This is a genomic window from Methylomonas sp. DH-1 (assembly GCF_046097555.1).
Lineage (GTDB): Bacteria > Pseudomonadota > Gammaproteobacteria > Methylococcales > Methylomonadaceae > Methylomonas > Methylomonas koyamae.
Genome location: NZ_CP143089.1, coordinates 2,370,492 through 2,387,919, shown reverse-complemented (window position 1 = coordinate 2,387,919; position 17,428 = coordinate 2,370,492). Strand labels below are relative to the sequence as shown.

The following is a 17,428-nucleotide window of genomic DNA, read 5'->3' as shown; positions in this document are numbered from 1 at the left end:
TCATGTGAACCAGCGGCACCGATTGTAACGGCTCCGCCCGGCAGCGGCCAACACTAAACCGTTGCTGCCGTCGCCGGCCCGCACCGATACGCGCGGATTCAGTGCTGAAACATTTGGTTTCGCTTGCCGGCACAGTAGCCCGCAACGGCTGGTTTGCAGGTCGGCGTGCAGACGACTTACCATATGCTGCCGGCATGGCATGCGGCGGTGCCGGTCCGCTAGCGTAGGGCCATGTTCCGCCGAATCGCCAACCTCGGCAGCGAAGCCAACCTGTGCAACGGCTCTGACCAATAATTTAAATTACCGACTGACATCACCCTTAAAGCTGCCTACCGAATTTATCCGCTGGCTCAACGTAGCGACTAGGTCAGCTTCTCCGTTAAGTACTAACCCCGATTGTTAAACCATGACGACGACAAATATTCTGGAAACCCGCGACTTGGTGGTCGATTACCAACAGCACCGGGCGATAGACCGGCTGAATTTAGCGGTACCCGCCGGCTGCGTTTACGCTTTACTGGGCGGCAACGGCGCCGGCAAAACCACGACGATCAGCACCTTTTTGGGGTTTAACCGCCCGACCGGCGGCCAAGTCCTGATCGGCGGCCGCTCGCTGCAGGACCAGCCGGACTTGGTCAAGGCCGAGCTGGCCTATCTGCCCGAGAACGTGGCGTTGTACGACCTGCTCAGCGGTGCGGAAAACCTGAGGTTTTTCTGTGCGCTGGCCGGTATCGAGTTGAGCCGGGATCAGGCCGGCGGCTTGCTGAGCGACAGCGGCTTGCAGGCCGACGCCCACGACAAGCGGGTCGGCCAATATTCCAAAGGCATGCGGCAAAAAGTCGGTTTGGCGATTGCCAGCGCCAAGCACGCCAAAGCCATGTTGCTGGACGAGCCCACCTCCGGCCTCGACCCGAGCGCGGCCAACGATTTTGCCCAACGCATCCGCGCCGCCGCAGACGGCGGCATGGCGGTATTGATGGCAACCCACGATTTGTTCAACGCCAAGCAGGTCGCAGACCGTATCGGCATCATGAAGCAAGGCCGATTGGTCGAAGAGTTCGACGCGCACAGCGTGCAACACGACGAACTGGAAACCAAATATCTGGCGCACGCCCGGGGGCTGGCATGATCGCCACCGTGATGCGCAAGGAGCTCCTCACCACGCTGCGCGACGGCCGTTTGCTGGTGCTCGGGCTGTCGCTGCTTGCCCTGTTCGCCGCCTTTTTTCTGCTTTCCACTCATCAATTGCAGGCGCAGCGCCTGGAAAAACAGCGCGTCGGGGCGACGGCCAAGGAGCAGTGGAATTCGCAGAGCGTCAAAAACCCCCATTCCGCCGCGCACTACGGTATCTACGTGTTCAAACCGGATTTGCCCGCCGCCGCGATAGACCAGGGTCTGACGCCGTTTACCGGGCAATCGTTATGGCTGGAGCCGCATAAGCGTAACTTGACCCGCTTCAATCCCAGCGCGGACGACGTGCTGGCCAACCGCTTCGGCCAGGCCGGCAGCAGTTTTGTGTTGTACGCATTGCTGCCGCTGTTGATTGTCGCGCTCAGTTTCAATTCGGTGTCGCAGGAGCGCGAACGCGGCACCTTGCGCATGTTGCACAGCTTGGGCGTGACGCCGTTGGCCTTGTTGTTCGGCAAATTGTCCGGACTGCTGGCGGCGTTTTGGTTAGTGATGTCGCCGGCCGTGTTGCTGGCGGCGCTGACCTTGGCCTGCCAATTCGATCTTACAGCCGACGATCTGATGCGGTTGAGCCTGTTGCTGGTCGGCCTAGTGGCGTATTACACGATTTTCGCTGCCTTATCGATTGCCGCATCCGCTTACTTTCGCACCAGCCGCAACACTTTGTTTTGCCTACTGGGATTCTGGATGGGCAGCGTGTTCGTCGCCCCGCGCCTGGGTGCGGTAATCGGCGACGTCGTGGCGCCCAATCCGAGTGCCAGCGAATTCTGGGATGCGATCAAGACCGATATCGCCCAAGGACTGTCTGGCGAGGGCAACAAACAACAGCGCGAAAAGGCCTTCGAGGCGCAAGTGCTCGCTCAATACGGCGTCGCCGGCAAGGAGCAGCTACCGGTAGGTTTTGTTTCGTTGAATCGGCAATTTAACGATACTTATTCCAGCAAAGTGCACCAGTTGCATTTCGACCGGCTGCGCGACAACTTCGCCAAACAACAACAGTTGGCGCAACTGGCCGGTTGGTTGGGGCCCAGCCTGGCGCTGCGCTCGCTGTCAATGGCGATTGCCGGTACCGATCTGGCGCATCAGCGCGATTTCGAGGACGCCGCCGAAGACTACCGGCGCTATTTCATCGATCTGACCGAAGAATGGGACCGCGAACGCAGCCGCGGCACCGAGCGCTCCGCCAAAGCCGAGGAAACCGACTGGCGCAGCGTACGCGACTTTGCTTATACCGTGCCGACGGTCGGATACTCGCTACGCGCCAGCCTGCTGTCGCTATCGCTGCTAAGCGCCTGGCTCTGCGCGGCACTGTGGCTGTTGGCCCAATCGGCGCGGAGATTGCAGCCATGATGAATATCGTCAAAGTGGAATGGATCAGAATCCGGCGCAATCCGCTGAACGGTGTGATATTGCTGATTTTTGCGGTTTTGCTGGGGCTGAGCGCCATTTGGTCCGGCTTTAGAGCCAGCGAGATTCGAGCCGCAGCCGCGGCGCCGCAAATCGCGCAAGCGCCGGCCAACGCCGCGGAAATGCACGACGCGCCGAAGCCGGACGATCATGACGGCGGCGACGATTCGGCCTACGCCGCCAGCAACAAGCTGCCACCGTTGCAACTGCCTTTGTTGGGCGGCTTGGCGCTGAACGTCAGCCAAGCGGATTTGGTCGGCACCTCGATCAAAGTCTCCAGCCGCAGCCGCCATACCGATGGCCGCAACAGCGACCAAATATTCAATCCGTTGAGTTACGAATTCGGTTTGCTGGACTTCGCCAGCGTGTTCGCGCTGCTGACGCCGTTGGTCGTTATCGCCTTGAGTTACGGGCTGGTGCAAGAGGAACGCGAAAGCGGGGTCTGGCGTCTGGTCTGCACCCAAACCGCGCGGCCGTGGCAATTGGTATTCTCTAGCCTGGGCTTGCGTTTGCTGTTGGTCGCGTTAATCGCCAGCCTCAGTTCGGCGTTGGCCTTTTTGCTGGATAGCGGCTCGGACTGGCCGGCACTGGCGTACTGGGCGGCGATCAGCCTGAGCTATGTCGTGTTCTGGTTCGCTTTGACCGGCTTGTTCCTGTTATTGCCGATATCGTCCGGCGCCGCCGCGATCGGCTTGCTCGGCAGTTGGCTGGTGCTGACCTTCGGCGTGCCGGCCGCGCTGCATTGGGCCGCCGACCAGAGCCAACCCAAACCGTCGCGGATGGCGGCCATCATCGAGATCCGCCGCTTGCAGGAAGCGAGCAACCAGCAACGGCAAACGGCGCTGGCGGACTGGTTCAAGGCCCATCCCGATCTGCTAGGCGACACGCCGCTCGCCAAGTTGCCGCGCGAAGTTGCCGGCCTGCCGGCCGCCATGCAGTTGGACCATCAGATTCGCCCGCTGATGATGCAATTCGAAACCCACCGCGCCGAGCGTTTCGGATTTATGCAACGCTGGTGCTGGACGTCGCCGGCCTTGGCCCTGGCCTTGGCGGCGGATCGATTATCCGGCCTGGACGCACCGCGCCACGCCGGCTTCGTCGCGGCCGTCGACGCATTCGAAGACCGCTGGCGAGAATACTTCCTGCCGCAGATCATGGCCCGCGCCGGCTGGAGCGAAGCGCAGCAAGCGGCGCTGCCACGCTTCGACTTCCGTCAGACGATGGATTATGCCGAACTGAACCGTTTGGCCGGTTGGCAGGCGTTATCGGCCGCGTCGATACTGGCTTTTCTGATTGCGCTGCGGCAGCGGTTCGCCCGATTTTAGAATCGGCCGGACTCGACACCCACCCAGCAAATCATCTTCCAGTCCGGCTTAGACTCCGGACTGGAGGACAAAGCCCCTGCAGCGAACGGCGGCGGCGTGCTACCATTTTGCGAAAACCATCACATCCCAATCCGACTTTCAGACAGGAATCGTCATGTCAGGCAGCAAGCACTCGCTTCCCATCAACCTATTCTGGGGCCTCGTCGCCCTGGCCGCGGCCGGCGCCATTGCCGGTATTGCCTTGCAGCGCGGCGAAACCATCAGCAGCATGTGGCTGATCGTCGCCGCGGTCTGCGTTTATGCGCTGGGCTACCGCTTTTACAGCGCCTTCGTCGCCGCCAAAGTTCTGGTGCTCGATGCCAGCCGCGCCACGCCGGCCGAACGCTTCGACGACGGCCGCGATTTCATGCCGACCCACAAATGGGTAGTATTCGGCCACCATTTCGCCGCAATCGCCGGCCCCGGCCCGTTGATCGGACCGACGTTGGCGGCGCAGTTCGGTTATTTGCCGGGCACCTTGTGGATCCTGATCGGCGCCGTGCTGGGCGGTTGCGTGCAGGATTTCGTCACGCTGTTTTTCTCGGTCAGGCGCGACGGCCGCTCGCTGGGGCAGATGGCCAAGGACGAATTGGGCAACATCGGCGGCGGTGCGGCAATGCTCGGCGTCATGACGATTATGGTCATCCTGATCGCGGTACTGGGTTTAGTCGTGGTCAATGCGATGAAACACAGCCCCTGGGCCACCGCCACCGTCGCCGCGACGATCCCGATCGCGATGTTGATGGGCCTGTACTTGAACAATCTGCGGCCGGGCCGGGTACTGGAAGCCACGCTGATTGGCGTGTCGTTGCTGGTTTTTGCCGTCGTGGGCGGCGGCTGGGTCGACGAAAATCCGACCCTTCGTACTTGGTTCGATTACGACGCGCCGCAACTGGCGTTGATGGTGATCGCTTATGGCTTCGCCGCCGCGGTGTTGCCGGTCTGGTTGTTGCTGGCACCGCGCGACTACCTGTCCACTTTCATGAAGCTGGGTACGATTGCCGCGCTGGCCGTCGCCATCCTGATCTTGCGGCCCGACCTGAAAATGCCGGCCCTGACTCAGTTTATCGACGGCAGCGGCCCGATCTTCGGCGGCAAGCTGTTCCCGTTCGTGTTCATCACCATCGCCTGCGGCGCCATCTCCGGCTTTCATGCGCTGATTTCGTCCGGAACCACGCCCAAGCTGCTGGCGAACGAAACCGACGCCCGCTTTATCGGTTACGGCGCGATGATGATGGAATCCTTTGTCGCCATCATGGCGATGATCGCCGCGTCGGTATTGGAGCCTGGCGTTTATTTCGCGATCAACAGTCCGGCCGGCGTAGTCGGTAAGGAAGCGGCGGAAGCGGTGGCGAAAATCAGCGGCTGGGGCTTTCCGGTGGCCGTCGAGCAAATGCAGCAACTGGCGCAGACCATGGGCGAATCGACCTTGTTCGCCCGCACTGGCGGCGCGCCGTCGTTGGCGGTCGGCATGGCCAGCTTGTTCGCCCAGGTGTTCGGCCAACATTTGCTGGCGGCCTGGTACCACTTCGCCATCATGTTCGAAGCTTTGTTTATCCTGACCACGCTGGACGCCGGCACCCGCGTCGCCCGCTTCATGCTGCAGGATATTCTGAGTAACTTCAATATCGGCAGCGGCGGTTATGCCAGCATCGTACTGACCAGCGCCGCCGTGGTCGGTGCCTGGGGTTATTTCCTGTACATGGGCGCAATCGACCCGTTGGGCGGCATCAACAGCCTGTGGCCCTTATTCGGCATCGCCAACCAAATGTTGGCGGCAATCGCGCTGTGCGTGGCGACGACGATTCTGGTCAAATCCGGCAAATTGAAGTACGTCTGGGTCACCGCCCTGCCCTTGTCCTGGCTGATTATCGTCACCAGCACCGCCGCCTGGCAGAAACTGTTTGCCGAGGATTTACGCATCGGATTTCTGGCGCATGCCGCCGATTTGTCGGCGAAAATTACCAGCGGCACGCTGCCGGCGGCGCAACTGAAAAATGCGCCGCAACTGATTTTCAACGACTACCTGAACGCCGGCCTGACCTGCCTGTTCATGTTGATCACCTGGCTGCTGCTGGCCGACATGCTGCGCGTGATTTATCGAGTAACTAGCGGCCAAAGCTACCCGCAATCCAGCGAATCGCCGCACGTACCGAGCCGGTTGGTGGAGAATTGGGTGAGGGATTGAGCGGCAAGCGAATTGGGGGGATGTTCCCATTTCAAATCGACTGCTGTTCCGATTGAAATATTAGTGGCGCTTACGGATTTTTCACGGTTTAAGGGGCTGGTATCGGCCAAAAGCGGTCATTCCCTTATATCCAATAAATTTTGGCGGTTGCTCCGTAGCGGTCATTCAGTTTTTTCGTCATCAAGCGTCAATCTGCTCTGAAATTTCCAAGGCATCATCTACTTCTATACCTAAGTAGCGAACGGTACTTTCAAGTTTGGAATGTCCGAGCAATAATTGAACTGCGCGTAAGTTTTTAGTTTTCCGATAAATCAAGGTTGCTTTGGTTCGACGCATGCTGTGAGTTCCATAACCTGCGGGATCAAGTCCGATTGATTTCACCCACTTTTCGACAAGTCGCCCATATTGTCTGGTAGACAGATGCTGCGACCCGTGGAGGCGGCTAGTAAAAAGATACTGATCAGATTTTAGGTTGGCGGAATTTATCCAGTCCTCCAAGGCAACGCGAGTATGCTCAGTAATTTCAAATTGAACGGGACGATGCGTTTTTTGTTGCATAATAATTGCCCTCGACTGCACGCGACTGGCTTGTACAACGTCACTTACCTTTAGCTTCACTAGATCGCAGCCTCTCAATTTGCTATCAATCGCCAAATTGAATAACGCCAACCCTCTCGTATCTTTCCCTAACTGCAACCGGATTCGGATTTCCCATATTTCCTTCAATTTCAACGGATGCTTTTGACCGACTAACTTTCCTTTGTTCCAAGGAATTGAAACGACCTTCCTATCGGAATTTTGCATGGTCTTGGCTACTGCTCCACCGTCACAAACGACAACCTGCCAATCCCCGAGCGCTGAGCGCTAGCCATGACCTTGGCCACCGATTCGAACACGGCTGCTTTGTCCGCCTGCAGTTGCACACTGATGTCGGGATCGTGCTCCTGCAAAGCTTTCAGCTCAGATTCCAGGTTGGACAATGGCACGGACTTGTCGTCCAGCAAAGCCTCGCCGCTGGCGGTCACGGCCAGGATGGCGACGTGTTTATCCGGTGTCGGTTCGGTCTGTTCGGTTTTCGGCAGCTTGACTTTGACCACTTGGGTCAATAGCGGTGCGGTGACGATGAATACGATCAGCAATACCAGCATCACGTCGACTAGCGGCGTAACGTTGATTTCGCTCAGTTCGCCGCCTTCGTCGTCATTAGGCAGATGCATGGACATGGTCGACTCCCTGTTTAGTTTGGTTGAGGTCATTCTGGATACAAGCACGCAGGAAATCGGTGGCGAAGTGTTCCAGTTGCGCTAATAGTGTGCGGTTCTGGCGCAGGAAGAAGTTGTAGGCGATCACCGAAGGAATCGCTACCGCCAAGCCCACCGCCGTGGCGATCAGGGCTTCACCAATGGGGCCGGCGACCACTTCCAGACTGGCGTTGCCTTGGGCACTGATGTCTTTCAAGGCATGCATAATCCCCCACACCGTGCCGAACAAGCCGACAAACGGCGCTGTGGTGCCGATGCTGGCCAGCCAGCCCAGCCCCGAGTCAAACACCGCCCGTTCCTTTTGCAGTTGCTGGCGCAAACTGCGTTCGATCAGCTCGTGCCAGGCGGCCGCGTGATGCAGGGTCTTTTGGGTTTGTAGCCGCGCTTCATCGTAGGTTTGCTGGCCGATTTGCCATAGGCGGCCGGCCGGGGTGTTCAATTGCTTGTCTTCCAGTGTGTGACTGTTAAAGCCTGCGTGCAGTAATTCATTCAGATTGATCTGCGGCATCAGGGTGCGCAAGCGGTAGCGATGCCATAACAGTTCACCGGCCTTGAGCAGAATCACACTCCAGGTCACCAGCGAAAAACAGCCCAGCAGGCAGAGAGTGCCATCTACAATGGCGGTTTCGGAAAAATGTAAGCTATGGTCCATAGGTTTCTCGTTATTGTTATGGTTCAATTCCTTGGGTAACTCAGTCATCCTTGTCGTTCGCCCGGATCATCCCTAATCCAGGCGCCCAACGTCCCTGTTGAACCCATCCCGGTAGGAGGACGGGTCAGTAACACCTCTTGGGGGGAGGTTCGTCAATCCAGTTCGAACACGATCGGCACGGTAGCCCAACTGGCTTCGGCGAAGTCTCCGCGTTTGGCCGGCACGAAGCGCCATTCGCGCACCGCATCCAATGCCGACTCGTCGAGCACATCGTGACCGCTGGAACGCTGAATATTGACTTGCTGTGCTTTGCCGTCGGCCCCGACATACACCCGCAGCAACACCGTACCCTGCCAATGCCGTTGTCGGGCTACCAGCGGATATTCCGGCTTGGGGTTGTTCAAATACGCGGCATTGCTGTCTGCCGGCACATAGGTGTCGTTGCGCGGCGCGGCCAGCGCGTTATGATTTAACGCCTGTGGCGCAACCGCAGCGGGCATCGCCGGTGCGGCCGGTTCCGGTTCCAAAACTTTACGTTCTTCGACCTGCTTGACCAGCCGTTCTGACGGTTTGGGCTTAGGCTTGGTTTTGGCCTTGGGCTTCTCCGGCTTGGGCGGTTCGAACGGTTTCGGCGGTTGCGGTGGCGCAATCGGCTGATTGACCACCGGCGACGGCGGCGCCGATAGTTCCATCGAAATCATCGGCAGTGGCGCTGCGGCGGAAAACGGCAGCGGCGCCGGCCGCGTGACGTACCAGAACAGTAAGCCGCCATGCAATAAGGCGGCGACCAGCACCGCCGATGTCACAACCGCGGAACGCCGATAGCCGTTGCCAGGCGGCGGAATGGATACCAAAAGCTGATCCGGGTCTGGTAAGCCTTGCTCCGTTTGAATAAACAAACGCGGAGTAGCAGCCAGACCGGCAGTTTGAGTAATTGAATGCCACATACCCAATGTCACCGACCACTCGTCAGATTCAGATTGGGCGTTTCACTGTCCTGAGTGGTGTTATGACTGGTCATCATGCGCTCAAAAGGACTCAACGCTTTGCTATCAAGACGGATACCTTGACCCGATCGTGACAGCCGATGTTCCAGTTGCTGTATCTGATGCTGCAACGCTTCTTGGTTACGCAACATCAACTGAATCTGCTCTTGCAAAAACTCAAAATGAATCTGGAAGTAACGCACCGCTGGAAATAACCCGGCGGCTTGTTCGGCAGGCGCCACCATTGGTGGCTCTTGTCTGGATTGGTTACAGGGTTTACTTGGCATGCGCTTTCTCCTTCCTCAGTACTCGTTATGGTTATGGGCATAGCGATCCGCAGGCTGAGCAACCGACGGACTTGGATTAATAGGGGTACTAGCAAGACGATGTGCAGAAGGCCGTACCAAAATCGCGTAACACACTGGCGTCAGAATCAAACTGGCGGCCATACCGATCAGCAAACCGGCTGATAGCGACAAGGTCATCGGAATCAGGAACTGCGCTTGCGGACTGGTTTCCAGCAAGGTGGGCAGAAAGCCGGCAAAGTTGGTTAGAAACGCCAGCAAGATGGCCCGAAAGCGTGAGCTGCAGGCATCGATGATTAGGCGTTCAACCGGTTGATCGTCCTCACCGTGTTGACGAATGTAATCCAGCAGCACCAAGCTGTCATTGACCACTACGCCGCTGGCGGCAATCATGCCAACCAACGATTCCATCGACAGTGGCAGACCGAACGCCCAATGTGCCAATACCGCCCCACACCAGGCTACCGGCGCGGCCAACAAAAAGATCAACGGTTTCGAGTAGGATTTAAACGGCACCGCAATCAATGCATAAATCACCAGCAACGCCATCAGCGTATTTTTGGCAAAAGCGGCCAACATGACTTCCTGTTCCTGGCGTTGCTGGCCGATCTTGACGGTCAAACCGGGGAAGGCCTGTTGCAACGCCGGTATCTGGCTTTGCTCCAGTTGTGCATATAGCGCGTTGGCATCGGCGAGCGTCGGATTGACCCTGGCCTGGACTTTCAATACCCGCTGCCTATCCTCACGCACCAGCAGCGAATAGCCGGGTGTCAGTTGTAAGTCCACCAACTCACCGAGCGGTGCCGTCGCACCATTGGGTAAACGGATCGGTTGTTGTTTCAGAGCATCCAGTGATTGCCGTTGATCCAGTGGATAACGCACCATGACTTTGACTTCGCTGCGACCGCGTAAAAATCGATGCACTTCGTCACCGTAATAACCGTGATGCACTTGTTCGGCCAGTTGTTCCAGTCGCAGACCCAAACGCTCGGCATTGGGCTTTAAGCTGAGTTTGATTTCCGGCTTGCCGGGTTCGCTGGAATCAACGACATCGTAAACGCCGGGCTGGGCTAGCAGTTGCTGTTTCAGTTGCTCGGCGGCTTTGGGTAATAGGTCGGCATCGGTCGCGCCTAATAGCAACTCGAGGTCATAGGGCTCATCGCCTTCTTTGTAGATAAAATCCACCTTGCCGCGACCAATGTCGCCAATGCGCTCGCGCCATTGGCGGATAAAGTCTTCCACTTTCAGGCGTTGCCGACCTTCCGCTGAAAACTCCAGCCAGATGCCGGCACCGTGTTCCCAGATCATGGTCTCGACGCCGACGATGACACTATTGGTTTGGCCGTGATCCAACTCATCCCGCAAACTGAACAAAGCCTGTTCCACTTTGGCAGCTAAAGCTTTAGCTTCGCTATACGGCGCACTTTGCGGCAACTGCATCGAAACCCAAAAGCTGTCTTTGGTAACATCGGGATTGATGGATTGCCGCACCGTATCGCTGGCGACCAGTGCTGCACAAAACAGGATCAATCCCAGGAATAACGAAGCGGTGAGATAACGCCAGGCAATAGCTGTTTCCAGAAACGGTCGGTAGCGTTGGGCAACGAAGCGATCCAAGCTATCGTTCAGGCGTTGACGAATCCGTTGCAGGCGATTGGACTGAGCGGTTGACTCCACATTGCTGACTAGATGCGACGGCAAAATCAATAACGCTTCGACCAAGGAAAACACCAAGGTCAAAATCATCACCAAGCAAATCGGCTTCATCATTTGTCCACCCCAGCCGGGCAAGAACAAACCGGGCAGAAAGGCGACCAGTACGATCAAAACTGACAGAATCACCGGCAAAGCCACATCTTGCACACCCTGAATGGTGGCTTGTAGCGGTGACAGTTTGCCTTCAACTTGATGGCTATGTACGCTCTCGCCGATGATGATGGCGTCATCCACCAAGATGCCCATCGCCAGCAAAAAGCCGAACAGCGACAGCATGTTCAATGAAACACCCAGTGCCGGCATCAACCAGAACGCCCCCAGCAACGAGGTAAAAATCCCCACGCCGGCCCATAACGCCACCCGCACCCGCAGGAACAGTGACAGCACCAAACACACCAGCAAAAACCCGCTTAAGCCGTCTTCCAATAAGGTGTCAATGCGTTCATCGTAGGCTTGTGAGTCATCCCACCAGGTAATCAGCCGCAGGCCGGGCGGCAAATGTTGACGCAGCTGTTCAACGGTCGCTTTGACTTTTCTAGCGACCGCGACACTGTCCTGCGTGGTATGCACTTCCCAACCCTGAGCGATCTCACCGTTGTGATGCCACTCGGACAAGCGTTCTTCCAGGCCGTCTTGGATGGTGGCAATTTGATCGAGCCGCACGCGATTACCGTCCGGCAGGGTTTTGACGATCAAACTGCCCAACGCATCGGCATCCTTGGCGCGTTGATTGACCCTTAATAACAACTCGCCATCGGGATTTTTGATCAGCCCGCCCGGCAAATCCACCGAGGTTTTGCGTACCGCTTGCGCGACTTCATCCAGCGTCATCTGGTATTGGCGTAGCTTTTCAGGTGAGACTTCTATCGTCAGCTCGTACGCCATTTCGCCGTAATTACGCGCCTTGCTGACGCCGGGAATTGCCGCCAGTTGTTGCTGAATGTGTTCGCCAAAGCTTTGCAGCGTAAAGGCGTCAGTATTGCCGTGCAGCGCCACCCAAATCACTCCGTCGTCGTCATTGCGATCAGCCGGCAATACCTGAATTTTTTCCAACTGCTTGGGCAATTTGGCGATGCCTTGCACCTTGCTTTGCACGCTTGCCATGACTTGTTCGCGCGACACCTCGGGGAATATCTCGACGTCGATCTTGCAGTCATCGCCGCGAATCTCAGTGTGCAAGCGCTTGACGCCGGGGATGTCGTGAATGGCTTCTTCAATGGGCACGCAGACTGACTCTTCGACTTCTGCAGTACCGGCTCCGGGGTATTGGGTATTAACGACAATCTGATGCGGGCTGAAGCGCGGGAACACTTCCTTATCGACATCAGCGATACCGAGCAAGCCGCCGCTCATGATCAGCAGCATCAACAGGTTGGCGGCGACCGGATTGGCGGCAAACCAGGCGGGCAGACTGCGGACAGTATGGTGCTTAGCAGGCTGGTGAAAAACTCGAAAAGCCAAGTAGGCTAAGGCATAGATGAGCCGCCAACTGTTAAAATAGGCTACCTAAATTTGGAGCCTTTCAATGCGCGGACACGATGCCATTCAAAGTAGCTGGTTCAGCTACGTTAGCCTGGAAGAACGTATTCCCAAACAGCATCCGTTGCGTCGTTTACGTCTACTCGTCGATGGCGTATTGACCTCTATGAATGCCGTCTTTGCCGAGCGTTACTCGCACACTGGCCGCCCGTCGATTGCGCCCGAAAAACTGCTGCGCGCCTTGCTGTTGCAAGTGCTGTACACCGTTCGTAGCGAACGCCAGTTGATGGAACAGCTGGACTACAACCTGCTGTTTCGCTGGTTTGTCGGTCTGGGCATCGACGATGCTGTCTGGGAACGCAGCGTGTTCAGCGCCAACCGCGAACGGCTGCTGTCCGAAGCGCTGAGTCGCGAATTTTTTGAGCGGGTACTGGCCATAGCCGAATGGCAAAACCTGGTGTCCGACGAACACTTCAGTGTCGACGGCAGCCTCATTGAAGCCTGGGCCTCGCACAAAAGCTTCGTTAAGAAAGACGGCAGCGGCCCGGACAAACCCGCCGGCCGCAATCCCGAGGTCGACTTCAGCGGCGAAAAGCGCAGCAACGCCACCCACCAAAGCACGACAGACCCGGAAGCGCGGCTCTACAAGAAAGGCGAATACACCGAGGCCAAACTGCGTTACATCACCCATGCCTTGTCCGAGAATCGCAACGGCCTGATTGTCGATGTCGAAACCACCCAAGCCACCGGCACCGCCGAAATCGAAGCCGCGCAAACAATGATCAAACGCCGTGTGCCCAAAGGCGGTAGCGTCGGTGCCGACAAAGGCTATGACCAACCGGCTTTCGTCAACGGACTCAAGGCGCAAGACATCAAAGCCCATGTGGCCCGGAAAAAGACCGGCAGTGCCGTCGATGGCCGCACCGCGCGCGGCAAAGGTTACGCCCAAAGCCTCAAGCGCCGCAAAATCGTCGAAGAAGCCTTTGGCTGGGTCAAAACGGTCGGCGGCCTGCGCAAAACCCGTCACATCGGCTTAGCCAAAGTCGCTGGCCAAGCCTTGTTTTGCTTCGCCGCCTACAACCTGACGCGCTTGCTCAACCTATTGGTGTTCACGCCGAAACCGGCGTGGAGTGCGCCCACCTAGGGTGAAGTACGCCTGAAAACCGTCCACAGACGGCTTCAGGCGAATAAAAAGCCCTTGAAACAGGGGCAAAACGCTTGAAACTCGATGTCATGACCGATTTCAACACGAAAAAATCACGGCAACCGTGGGTAAGGGGAAATATCAGTGGGTTTTTCACCAGCCTGTTAGCGAATTAATGCCGTTTATCTACAAGCTGCATTATGCGCTGGCCTTGGATGATGTCGGCGGTTGGGTTTTAGGTATCACCGCATCGGTCTGGACGCTAGATTGTTTTGTCGGCTTTTACCTCACGCTGCCGGCAACTAAAACCACACGCTCTACACAAAGCTCGTTAGCCACAAAAACCTTCTGGCAACGCTGGCAACCAGCTTGGCTGATCAAATGGTCTGCCTCCAAAACCCGCATCATTTTTGATTTGCACCGCGCCGGCGGTTTGTGGCTGTGGCTGGCATTGCTGGTATTTGCCTGGTCCAGCGTATATATGAATCTCGGCGGTTTTTACACCCAAGTCATGCAATCAGTCAGTGAGTACCACCAACCGTGGACCGAGTTTTCGGATCTTCCGCAACCCGTACAAAACCCGCAAGTCAATTGGCGACAAGCGCAGGACATCGCACAAGCCGAACTGAATCACTTAGCGCAAACGCAAGGCATCCGCAGCTTGGCACCCAGCGGCTTCTGGATTAACCGGGCCAAGGGTTTTTATGTCTATGCCGTTAAAAGCACGGTCGATATTCAAGACCACGGCGGCAATACTCGCGTGGTGATCGATGCCAACAGCGGCGCGGTCAAACAAGTGTTACTGCCCACCGGGCAATACAGCGGCAACACCATCACCAGTTGGCTATTGGCTTTACACACCGCGAACATCTGGGGTTTGCCGTACAAAATCTTTGTCTGCGTATTGGGGTTGGCGATCGTGATGTTGTCGGTGACCGGCGTGCTGATCTGGTTAAAAAAACGCCGCAGTAAACGCGCAAAACCGGCGTCAGTAAGTTAACCCATGCGCAACCATTCTCCATCATTTGCCAATAACACAAGACTTGGCACGCCAACCTCATGTCCATCGCATCAGGTGTTCCTGGCTTGGGCTGCGGCCATGTTATTGTGCACAGCCTGCGACACTGTGCCGGTTCGCCCCACAGATGAAATGGCTATTGTGTTACCCGAACACTGGCAAAACACGTTAACCGGTCAAGCCAGCGACAGTATGGGCTGGTTGAATACCTTTAACGATGTTGCATTAACCGATTTGGTCACGCATGGCTTATCCGGCAACTTTGATTTACGCGCCGCCGCTGCCCGTGTCGATGCGGCCAAGGAACAAGCGGTGATTGCCGGTGCCGGGCGATTGCCGCAAGCGTATTTTGCACCGGGTTATCAGCGCGGCAAAGATGCTTTAAGCAGCGAGTCCGGCCAGTTTTTGGCGTTGTTCAACTTAAGCTGGGAGCTGGATATCTGGGGGCGCATCAAAGCTTCGCAACAAGCCGCGCTGGATGATGCTGTGGCGGTAAACGAAGACTATCGGGCCGCACGCTTGTCGTTGGCTGCACGTCTTGCACAAGTGTACTTTCAATGGCTTGAGGCGCGTTTGCAGGCCGATGTGGCGGCACAGTCGGTTAAAGACCGAGGGGTCATCGTTGAATTGGTGCGCGGTCGGTTTAATAAGGGATTAACGCGAGGCCTGGATTTACGCCTGGCACTCACCGACTTGGCCAATGCCGAAGCCCAGTCCGCACAAATGCACAACGATGTGCAGATTCTGCATAAACAATTGCAGACGTTGTTGGGGCGTTATCCAGGTTCTGATACTGTCACAGCTGGCTATCCGGCGAATGAATTCGCCCCTACCAAAGCGCAACATTTACCGGAACCGCCCGCCACTCTGGCTGCCGGTTTACCTGCCGAACTGCTCAATCGTCGTCCCGATGTGGTCGCCGCCTTCAAACGCCTGCAAGCGGCCGATCAACGTTTGGCCAGCAGTGAAAAGGCTTTATTACCGCGCATCACCTTAACGGCCGCCGGGGGTAGCGTGGGTGCCGCGTTGGCTGACATCGTCGATCCGCGCGCCGCCGCCTGGCACTTGGCTGCAGGTCTTGCCCAACCCTTGTTCACCGGCGATCGCCTGCAAGCCGATATTCGCTTGAAGCAAGCCAATGTCGAAGACGCCTACAACCAATACCAAAGCGTGGCCTTGAATGCGTTCCGCGAAGCGGAACAAGCCCTGGCCGCTGAAAGCCGTTTGCGCGAACAGGAACACGCCTTGCGCGAAGCCGTTTCGCAAACCGAAGCCAGCCGTAAGTTAGCGGTGTACTCCTACCGGCAAGGTTTGATCGAGATTTTGACCTTGCTGGACAGCTACCGCAGCACGCTGAATGCGCAAAGTGCGCATCTGGCAGTACAGCGGCAATTACTGACCAACCGGATTGGTTTGTATCTAGCCTTGGGCGGTGCAGTATGAACGGGTCGTCTGTATCCCTCAAAATCCTGTTACCCGTCGCCGTGTTGCTGGCAACAGGCGTCGCTAGTTGGGCGGTGTTTGCCTTGCGTCCGCAACCCGAACCACAAGCCAGCGCGGTGAACATTCCGGAAGTTACGGTGTTACGCGTTGCGCCGCAAACCCTACGTTTGAATGTGCACTCCCAAGGCGTGGTGACGCCGCGTGAAGAAATCGATCTGGTCAGCGAAGTGGCCGGCAAAGTGGTGCAAATGCATCCCACTTTGGTGGCGGGTGGCTTCTTCAAAGCCGGTGAATTACTGCTAACCGTCGACACCCGCGATTACGACTACGCCATCACTGCCGCCCAGGCCCGCATCGCCGAAGCCAAACGGGTATTGATTGCCGAACAAGCGCAAGTCGAACAAGCGCACAGCGAATGGCAGGCGCTGGGTGAAGGTGAAGCCAGCGAACTGGCCTTACGCAAGCCGCAATTGGCCGAAGCCCAGGCTAAATTATTGGCCGCCCAGGCCGATCTGGCCAAAGCCCAACTCAACCGCAGCCGCTGCGAACTGCGGGCACCGTTCGCCGGCCGGGTGTTGAGCAAACAAGCCGGCGTCGGCCAGTTTTTATCAGCCGGTGCAGTGGTGGCGCGGATTTACGCCAGCGACAGGGCCGAAGTGCGTTTACCGGTTAGTAGCGAACATCTGGCGTTTTTGAATCTGCCCTTGGCGTTGCCGCAAGCGGATGCCCGCCTGTGGCCCAACGTGACTTTGAGTGCCGAGCTGGGCGGCAGCCAGCACCAATGGATGGGCCAAATTGTCCGAAGCGAAGCGGCCGTGTCCGAAGACAGTGGCCAGTGGTATCTGGTTGCGCAAGTGGCTAATTCTTTTCAGTCGATTGCCAATCGGCCGCCGTTGCTGAAAGGTTTGTTCGTTCACGCCGAGATTGAAGGCGCAGAACAACCTGATGTTTTTCGCCTGCCACGCAGCGCAGTCAGTCCAACCCAGACCGTGAAATTAGTCAATGCCGAACAAAAGCTGGACATTCGGCCGGTTGACGTAGTCCGTACCGAATCTGACGCCGTGATTATCCGATCAGGCCTGCATGCGGGCGAGCGGGTGATTATCTCGGAACTGCCCATGGCCATCGCTGGCACACCGGTCAAGGTGCTCAATGACTAACAGGCTGGTGAAAAACCCACTGATATTTCCCCTTACCCACGGTTGCCGTGATTTTTTCGTGTTGAAATCGGTCATGACATCGAGTTTCAAGCGTTTTGCCCCTGTTTCAAGGGCTT

Annotated in this window: 14 protein-coding genes; 8 read left to right on the top strand and 6 right to left on the bottom strand. The window is 57.1% G+C overall.

The annotated features are described in order from the left end of the window. The first annotated feature begins 406 nt into the window (after nt 1-406). From VXJ35_RS11045 to VXJ35_RS11030, 4 genes are all read left to right on the top strand, one after another. Nucleotides 407-1,129: an ABC transporter ATP-binding protein gene (locus tag VXJ35_RS11045; RefSeq protein ID WP_082409685.1), complete on the top strand. Its 723-nt coding sequence runs from the start codon at nt 407-409 to the stop codon at nt 1,127-1,129. Further along, entirely contained in the window at nt 1,126-2,538 is a 1,413-nt protein-coding gene (locus VXJ35_RS11040; protein ID WP_064021591.1) for a DUF3526 domain-containing protein, read from the top strand. Before VXJ35_RS11045 ends, VXJ35_RS11040 begins: the two co-directional genes overlap by 4 nt. After that, entirely contained in the window at nt 2,535-3,920 is a 1,386-nt protein-coding gene (locus VXJ35_RS11035; RefSeq protein WP_064021590.1) for a DUF3526 domain-containing protein, read from the top strand. The genes VXJ35_RS11040 and VXJ35_RS11035 overlap by 4 nt, the downstream gene beginning before the upstream one ends. Nucleotides 3,921-4,074: 154 nt before the next feature. Continuing rightward, the gene (locus VXJ35_RS11030) at nt 4,075-6,147 is read left to right on the top strand and encodes a carbon starvation CstA family protein (protein ID WP_064021589.1); all 2,073 of its coding nucleotides are present in this window, start codon (nt 4,075-4,077) and stop codon (nt 6,145-6,147) included. Between the two features lie 180 nt (nt 6,148-6,327). Here VXJ35_RS11030 and VXJ35_RS11025 read toward each other — a convergent pair whose 3' ends face one another. The 6 genes from VXJ35_RS11025 to VXJ35_RS11000 form a co-directional block, all read right to left on the bottom strand. Next, on the bottom strand, nt 6,328-6,951 hold the full coding sequence (locus VXJ35_RS11025) for a tyrosine-type recombinase/integrase (RefSeq protein ID WP_064021588.1): 624 nt from the start codon (nt 6,949-6,951) through the stop codon (nt 6,328-6,330). Between the two features lie 8 nt (nt 6,952-6,959). After that, complete coding sequence (locus VXJ35_RS11020; RefSeq protein ID WP_064021587.1) at nt 6,960-7,370, bottom strand: biopolymer transporter ExbD; 411 nt, start codon at nt 7,368-7,370, stop codon at nt 6,960-6,962. Further along, on the bottom strand, nt 7,351-8,061 hold the full coding sequence (locus VXJ35_RS11015; RefSeq protein WP_064023472.1) for a MotA/TolQ/ExbB proton channel family protein: 711 nt from the start codon (nt 8,059-8,061) through the stop codon (nt 7,351-7,353). The genes VXJ35_RS11020 and VXJ35_RS11015 overlap by 20 nt, the downstream gene beginning before the upstream one ends. 152 nt (nt 8,062-8,213) lie before the next feature. Beyond that, complete coding sequence (locus VXJ35_RS11010) at nt 8,214-9,008, bottom strand: energy transducer TonB (protein WP_064021586.1); 795 nt, start codon at nt 9,006-9,008, stop codon at nt 8,214-8,216. Between the two features lie 8 nt (nt 9,009-9,016). Continuing rightward, nucleotides 9,017-9,334, bottom strand: coding sequence for a hypothetical protein (locus VXJ35_RS11005; RefSeq protein ID WP_157198145.1), 318 nt, complete (start codon nt 9,332-9,334; stop codon nt 9,017-9,019). A 15-nt stretch (nt 9,335-9,349) separates the two neighbouring features. Beyond that, nucleotides 9,350-12,529, bottom strand: coding sequence for an efflux RND transporter permease subunit (locus VXJ35_RS11000; RefSeq protein ID WP_231914897.1), 3,180 nt, complete (start codon nt 12,527-12,529; stop codon nt 9,350-9,352). Nucleotides 12,530-12,593: 64 nt separating this feature from the next. Between VXJ35_RS11000 and VXJ35_RS10995 the strand changes: the two genes are divergently transcribed. The 4 genes from VXJ35_RS10995 (at nt 12,594) to VXJ35_RS10980 (ending at nt 17,312) form a co-directional block, all read left to right on the top strand. After that, the gene (locus VXJ35_RS10995) at nt 12,594-13,691 is read left to right on the top strand and encodes an IS5 family transposase (RefSeq protein WP_064019980.1); all 1,098 of its coding nucleotides are present in this window, start codon (nt 12,594-12,596) and stop codon (nt 13,689-13,691) included. A gap of 175 nt (nt 13,692-13,866) precedes the next feature. Beyond that, entirely contained in the window at nt 13,867-14,691 is an 825-nt protein-coding gene (locus tag VXJ35_RS10990) for a PepSY domain-containing protein (protein ID WP_064021585.1), read from the top strand. Between the two features lie 150 nt (nt 14,692-14,841). Next, nucleotides 14,842-16,152: an efflux transporter outer membrane subunit gene (locus tag VXJ35_RS10985; RefSeq protein WP_064021584.1), complete on the top strand. Its 1,311-nt coding sequence runs from the start codon at nt 14,842-14,844 to the stop codon at nt 16,150-16,152. Continuing rightward, nucleotides 16,149-17,312: an efflux RND transporter periplasmic adaptor subunit gene (locus VXJ35_RS10980; protein WP_064021583.1), complete on the top strand. Its 1,164-nt coding sequence runs from the start codon at nt 16,149-16,151 to the stop codon at nt 17,310-17,312. The genes VXJ35_RS10985 and VXJ35_RS10980 overlap by 4 nt, the downstream gene beginning before the upstream one ends. The last annotated feature ends 116 nt before the right edge of the window (nt 17,313-17,428 follow it).